Annotated in this window: 2 protein-coding genes and 1 pseudogene; 2 read left to right on the top strand and 1 reads right to left on the bottom strand. The window is 75.1% G+C overall.

Annotated elements, in window-relative coordinates; translation table 11 throughout:
* Positions 1–39: 39 nt before the first annotated feature.
* Both IH44_RS49935 and IH44_RS0139475 read left to right on the top strand, forming a co-directional pair.
* A pseudogene (locus IH44_RS49935) lies at positions 40–642 on the top strand (DEAD/DEAH box helicase family protein); the annotation flags it as partial.
* Positions 643–762: 120 nt separating this feature from the next.
* A complete protein-coding gene (locus tag IH44_RS0139475) occupies positions 763–2,649 on the top strand; it encodes a helicase associated domain-containing protein (RefSeq protein ID WP_232795273.1) in 1,887 nt (628 codons plus the stop codon).
* Positions 2,650–2,728: 79 nt separating this feature from the next.
* On the opposite strand, the gene IH44_RS0139470 is transcribed toward IH44_RS0139475, so the two are convergent.
* Positions 2,729–3,637 (bottom strand): SAM-dependent methyltransferase, encoded by a 909-nt coding sequence (locus IH44_RS0139470; protein ID WP_081967398.1) that lies wholly within the window; start codon positions 3,635–3,637, stop codon positions 2,729–2,731.
* Positions 3,638–3,707: the final 70 nt, after the last annotated feature.

The following is a 3,707-nucleotide window of genomic DNA, read 5'->3' as shown; positions in this document are numbered from 1 at the left end:
GGGTGGATCTGCCGGGGGTGGGGGGCGGGGTCTGGTTCGATGGGGGTATTCGGAGACGGACTGGGGTGTGTGGTGGAGAGCCTTTTCGGGGAGTCGGCGGGAGTGGCGGGGCGGACGCCGGTGCGGTTGCGGGGGCACCAGGAGGAGGCGGTGGCGGCGGTCGTGCGGGCGCTGACGCCGGGTCCGGGGCAGGTGGCGCCGGGTGGGTTGCGGGCGACGGTGCAGATGGCCACCGGTACGGGGAAGTCGTACGTGGGGGCGGTGGCGGCGCAGCGGTTGGCGCCGCGCGGGGTGGTGCTGGTGGTGGTGCCGACGCTGGACCTGCTGGTGCAGACGGTCGCCTCGTGGCGGCGGGCCGGCCGCAAGGGGGAGATGGCGGCGGTGTGTTCGCTGGTGGACGACGAGCTGCCGCACGGGGTGCCGGGGACGACGTCGCCGTTGCAGATCGGGCGGTGGGTCAGCACGGCCGGGTCGGCGCGGCGACCGCTGACGCTGTTCTCCACGTACGCCTCGGCGGGGGCGGTGGCGGACGCGTACGCGGTGTGGGCCGAGGTGACGGGCGAGGGGCTGCCGGAGTTGGCGCTGATGGTGTGCGACGAGGCGCACCGCTCGTCGGGGTCGGCGGAGAAGTCGTGGACGGTGGTGCACCACCAGGACGAGATCCCGGCGGCGCGGCGGCTGTACATGACGGCGACGCCGCGGATCTGGCTGCCGCCGCGGGCCGGGGCGTACCAGCCGTTGCCGGAGGAGTTGGCGGTGTCGATGGACGACCGGCGGGTCTTCGGGCCGCAGGTGTTCACGCTGGGGCTGGCGGAGGCGGTCGAGAAGGGGTTGGTGGCGCCGTTCGAGATCGTGGTGCTGGAGTTGCGCGACCCGGCGGCGGACCGGCGGGCCGCGCGGCGGCAGCCGGTGCCGTGGGGGCCGGGCGCCGGCGAGGCGAAGGACGGGTCCGAGGACGAGGTGCCGGTGGAGCAACTGGCGGCGGTCCAGGCCGGGTTGTTGAAGGTGTGCGCCGAGGAGGGTCTGGAGAAGGTCATCACCTTCCACCACCGCACCCTGGAGGCCCGGTACTTCTCCGAGACGCTGAACCAGACCGCGGAGAAGCTGCACGCCGAGGATCCCGGGACGTACCCGGCCGAGGTGTGGGCGCAGTGGCTGGCCGGGGAGCACCCGGTGGAGTACCGGCGGCAGGTGCTGGCGGATTTCGAGGCGGGGCGGGAGCGGGACGGGCTGGGGACGCGGGTGGTCTCGAACTGCCAGGTGCTGGGCGAGGGCGTCGACCTGCCGGACGCGGTGGCGGCGCTGGTGACCGGCAGCGGCAGCATGGTGCGGATCGTCCAGCAGATCGGGCGGGTGCTGCGGATGAAGCCCGGGGAGGGGAAGTTGGCGCGGCTCGTCGTGCCGGTCTTCCTCGGTCCGGGCGAGGAGCCGGGGAACGTCCTGGAGTCGGACTCCTACCATCCGCTGGTGCGGGTCCTGACGGCGCTCAGGTCGCACGACGCCCGGATGCTGGAGGCGCTGGCGGTGCCGCAGAACGGCGGCCGGCGCACCGGGGGGCGCAGCGCGGAGGCGGTGGTCCCCGCCGGGGCGGGCGAGGGTGCGGGGGCGTTCGTGCTGCCGGTGCGGTTCCGGGGCCGGGTGAGTGACAGCGTCCTCGCGCTGTTCCTGTCGACGCAGGTGCTCCGCAGCGAGGGCGCGTACTGGCGGGAGGGGCTGCGGCACTGCCAGGAGTGGTTCGAGCGGACCGGTGCCCTCGACGTGCCCTACAGCCGGACGGTCGGGGAGAACGGGAACTTCCCGCTGGGCAAGTGGGTGTCGGACCGGCGCCACGAGCGGGCGGCGGGCGCGATGCCGGAGCACCGGGTGGAGCTGCTGGACCGGGTGGGGATGGTCTGGTCGGTGCCGGACGCGCGGTTCGGGGCCGGGTTGGCGTGGGCGGCGCGGTGGGCGGCGGAGCACGGCGGGTCGTTGGCGGCGCCGGTGCGGGCCTCGATCGGCGGGTACCCGATCGGGACGTGGCTGGCGGGGCTGCGGGCGCAGGCCGAGGTGCCGGCGGGCGGGAAGGGGGCGCTGGAGGCGGGGCGGCGGGCCGCGTTGGAGGCGATCGACCCGTGGTGGGCGCCGAGTTGGCCGATCGGCTGGCAGCGGGCGTACGCGGCGGCCCGGATGTGGTGGTTGGCATCGGACGGCCGGGTGGACTGGGCGGCGCTACCGACCCGGACGGTGTTCGAGGGCGAGCCGCTGGGCCGGTGGGTGGCGGCGCAGCGCGGCGGGTGGGCCGGGTTGGCCGTGGAGCAGCAGGAGTTGCTGGCCGCGCTGGGGATCGAGCAGGACCCGGAGTTGGCCGCGGTGGCGGCGGCGAGGGCCGAGCGGGCCGCGGCGGCGGGGCCGCGGGTGTCGCAGGCCGACCGGTTCGGCCTGGGAATCGCCGCGCTGGCCCAGTTCGCGGCGCGGGAGGGGCACGCGAAGCCGCGGCGCGGGCACCGGGAGGAGGTGGCGAAGGTGGTGGTGGACGGGAGCGGGGCGGAGCGGGCGGAGACGGTGGTGGTCGCGCTGGGCGCGTTCCTCAACAACGCCAAGAGCCGGCGTGCCAAGCTGGGGCCGGACCAGTTGGCGCAGCTCGCCGAGCACGGGGTGGAGTGGGCGTGAGCGGCGGGGCCGCCCTCCGTCGCTCCCCGCTCCCCCGGTCCGACGCGCCGGGGTGACGGCGCGCCGGGGTGACGGCGGGTCAGGGTTTGCGGGCGACGCCGCCGGCGATGCACTGGCGGGCGGCGTTCGACCGGGCGCTGTCCGGCCGGCCCGGGTGGGGGGCATCCGGGTGCGGCGGGGTGTCCGGGTGCGGCGGGGTGTCCGGGTGCCAGTCGACGCAGCGGGTCAGGCCCGGGGCGACCAGGTCCAACCCGTCGAAGAGGGCGCCGAGTTCGGCCCTGGTGGAGAAGGTGCCGCTGCCCATCATGCTGTGCAGGAACATGCTCTCCATCGCCCGGGCGAGGGCGCTGTTCTCGTCCTCCGGGTCCAGGAAGTGGCTGATCGCCACGTAGGAGCCCGGGGGCAGGGCCTCGGTGTAGGCGCGCACGATGTCCTTGCGGGTGCGGGTGCGTTCGCCGTTGTAGTGGTGCAGGGTGCCCAGGTGGAGCAGGGCGATCGGCCTGGTCCAGTCGAGCCGGGAGCGCACCGTCTCGTTCCGGAGCAGTTCCTCGGGGGCGAAGATGTCCGCGGGGACGATGGTGGCGTTCTCGTTGCCCGCCAGCAGGGCGCGGCTGTGGGCCACCACCATGGGGTCGTTGTCCACGTAGACGACGGTGGACCGCGGGTCGGTCCGCTGCACCACGTTGTGGGTGTTCTCGGCGGTGGGCAGGCCCGAGCCGCAGTCCAGGTACTGGGTGACGCCGGCCTGTTCGGCCAGGTACCGGCAGGCCCGGATCAGGAAGCGGCGGTTCTCGACCGCGAGGTCGGCGGCTTCGGGCGCGGCCTTCAGGACGCCCCGGACCACGTCGCGGTCCACCTCGTAGTTGTCGGTACCGCCGAGGAACGCGTCGTACACCCGGGCGATGCTGGGCTTGGCCGGGTCGACGTACGGGGGAACGGGCCTGTCGGGCAGTGGAGTTGACGGGGTGTCGGGCGTCGCACCGGACATGGCGCCTCACAGGGGTCTCGGCGGCGGGAAGGGCGAGCTGGCTGGCTGCCTGGCGGGCGGGCGGGCGGGG

The organism is Kitasatospora sp. NRRL B-11411 (assembly GCF_000721345.1).
GTDB lineage: Bacteria > Actinomycetota > Actinomycetes > Streptomycetales > Streptomycetaceae > Kitasatospora > Kitasatospora cineracea.
Note: the sequence above shows the minus strand (reverse complement) of the source record. Positions and strands in the feature narration are given on the sequence as shown.